A 2564-nucleotide genomic window follows, 5' to 3' on the forward strand; every position below is an offset into this window, starting at 1 on the left:
GGCATAGTCGGCGGTGACGTCCGGCAGCGCGCGATCGTGCTTCTTCACGGTCATCGCGGCAATGCGCACGTCGGTCGCGCCCTGCTCCAGGCACCAGGTACGCACGCCCTGCAGGGTGTAACCCTCGTCGAGGATGTCATCGACCAGCAGCACGCGGCGGCCGAACAGCGCCGTGGCCGGCTTGTGCTTCCACACCAGGTCGCCGCCGGTGGTCTCACCGCGGTAACGGGTGGCGTGCAGGTAATCGAACTGCACGTCCTGGCCACGCGCGCCCAGCTCCAGTGCCAGCTGGCCGGCGAACGGCAGCGCACCGTGCATGATCGACAGGAACAGCGGCACCTCGCCCTGGTAGTCGCGCGCAATGGCGTCGGCGATGCCGGCAATGGCCTTGTCGATGGTGGGGCGGTCGACCAGCAGGTCGGCYTGGGCCAGGGCCTGGGAAATGGTGAGGTTCGGCATCAGACGGTTCTTCCAAGGGTTTGCAGCAGACGGGATTGGGTGTCGCCATGGCGGGCATCGGCCAGCAGGCCATCCCAGCCAAGCGCGCCGCGGCCGAGCAGGCCCAGCAGCGCAGCGGTATTGAGGGAGCGTCCCTGCACGGCGTGCAGGGCTTCATCGACCAGCTCCGGGTGGCAGACGAGCACCACATCGCAGCCGGCATCCAGGTGTGCGTGCACGCGTGCCGGCACGCCACCGGCGCTGTGCGAGGCGGCCATGCCGATGTCATCGGAGAACACCACGCCGCGGAAGCCGAGCTCGCCACGCAGGATCTGCTGGATCCAGCGCGGCGAGTAACCAGCGGGTTCCGGTGCGACCTGCGGGTAGATCACATGCGCCATCATCACCGCATCGGCGCCGGCGGCGATACCGGCCGTGAACGGGACCAGATCCTGTGCGCGCAGTTCATCCAGCGCACGCGGATCGATCGCGGTATCCACGTGGGTGTCTTCCAGCACGGTGCCATGGCCGGGGAAATGCTTGAGGGTGGCGGCCATGCCGACCGCATGCATGCCGCGCACATAGGCAGCGGTGAACGCGGCCACCACCTGCGGGTCTTCACTGAAGGCACGATTGCCGATGGCGCGATTGCCACGGCCGAGGTCGACCACCGGGGCGAAGCTCAGGTCCACGCCGCTGGCACGGACCTCACTGGCCATCAGCCAGGCGTGCTGCTCGGCCAATGCCAGCGCAGCGTCGGGATCCCTGGCGTACTGGACACCGATGTCCTGCAGCGGCGGCAGTTCGCTGAAGCCCTCACGGAAGCGCTGCACGCGACCGCCTTCCTGGTCCACGCAGATCAACTGCGGGCGCGGTGCGGCAGCGCGGATCGCCGCGGACAGTTCGGTCACCTGCTGCCGCGAAGCGAAGTTGCGCTTGAACAGCACCACCCCGGCCACAGCATCGTGCTGCAGCCACTCACGTTCCTGGGCGGTCAGTTCAGTACCGGCAACGCCGATCAGCAGCATGGTCGATCTCCACAACGGGCGCCCGCATGGCGCAGTGCCGCATTGTCGCAGAACCGGCCAACAGGCGCAGTGGTCAAAAAGGGGGACGGAGGGGATCAAGGCGCAATCGACCCACTGGTGCCGGATGCGACTCAATCCCCTCCGTCCCCTTCTGCGGGTCGGTCAGACCTTGCAGCCGTCCGCGCCGCAGGCGTCGTCGCCGCCGTCCGGGGCACCCTCCGCGCCCTGCCCCGCCGCCTGCTCGGCGGCGATCTGGCGCAGCGCGTTGGCGAAGGCCTCCGGGGGCTGGGCTCCGGAAACCGCCCAGCGGCCATCGATGACGAAGGTGGGCACCGAGGAGATACCCAGTGCATGGGCCTGCGCCAGGCTCGCTTCCACTTCGGCCAGGCCACGATCGCCGGCCAGCATTTGCTGGATCTCGTCTGCGGCAAGGCCACCGGCGGCGCCGGCCGCGACCAGCACTGCCGGGTCGGCCAGATTCTGTCCATGCTCGAAATGGGCGCGGAACAGCGCCTCRCCGACSGCCTCCTGCACGCCGTGCTGGCCAGCCAGCCACAACAGGCGATGCGCCGGCAGCGTGGTTACCCGCACCTGGCCCTGGCTGAAGTCCATCGGCAGGCCCTCGGCCCGCGCAGCGGTCTGGGTCTGGCCCAGAATCTGCTCGGTGCGCTCGGCACCGCCGAACTTGCGCACATAGGCCTCGCGCAGTGGCACCGGGGTGGCGTCCGCATCGGGGTCAAGCTGGAACGGCTGCCAGTGGATCTCGAGTTCGGGCGCATCGGCGCCTAGGAACTGCACACCCTGCTGGAAGCGATGCTTGCCGATCCAGCACCAGGGGCAGACCACGTCGGAGTAGATGTCGATTCTCATCCCCCCGACATGGGGGCCGACACCCTCGAAAAAAGGGGACGGAGGGTTTCACCACTGTGAATAGGGGCGGCTGGCCAGAGCGACGTTGTAGTAGCGGGCGTCGTCGGTCACTTCGGCGCCGATCCAATCCGGCAGCTCGATGGCCTGGTTGGCGCTGTCGAGCTCGACCTCGGCGACCACCAGACCAGCGTTGTCGCCGAGGAACTCGTCCACTTCCCAGGTCAGGCC

Annotated in this window: 4 protein-coding genes; all 4 read right to left on the reverse strand. The window is 68.4% G+C overall.

The features are described from left to right. On the reverse strand, positions 1 to 459 hold a 459-nt coding region (locus AC1VAN_RS18125), incomplete at its 3' end, for a hypoxanthine-guanine phosphoribosyltransferase (RefSeq protein ID WP_480986370.1). Further along, positions 459 to 1466, reverse strand: coding sequence for a beta-N-acetylhexosaminidase (gene nagZ / locus AC1VAN_RS18130; protein WP_025879181.1), 1008 nt, complete (start codon positions 1464 to 1466; stop codon positions 459 to 461). The genes nagZ and AC1VAN_RS18125, both read right to left, overlap by 1 nt. 162 nt (positions 1467 to 1628) lie before the next feature. Beyond that, positions 1629 to 2336 carry a DsbA family oxidoreductase gene (locus AC1VAN_RS18135; RefSeq protein ID WP_442252217.1) on the reverse strand — a complete coding sequence of 236 codons (708 nt, stop codon included), beginning with the start codon at positions 2334 to 2336 and terminating at the stop codon, positions 1629 to 1631. 48 nt (positions 2337 to 2384) lie between these two features. Beyond that, positions 2385 to 2564 (reverse strand): CYTH domain-containing protein (locus AC1VAN_RS18140; RefSeq protein ID WP_480986371.1); only part of this gene is annotated, 180 nt, incomplete at its 5' end.

It is taken from the genome of Stenotrophomonas sp. 05L44_2 (assembly GCF_056665995.1).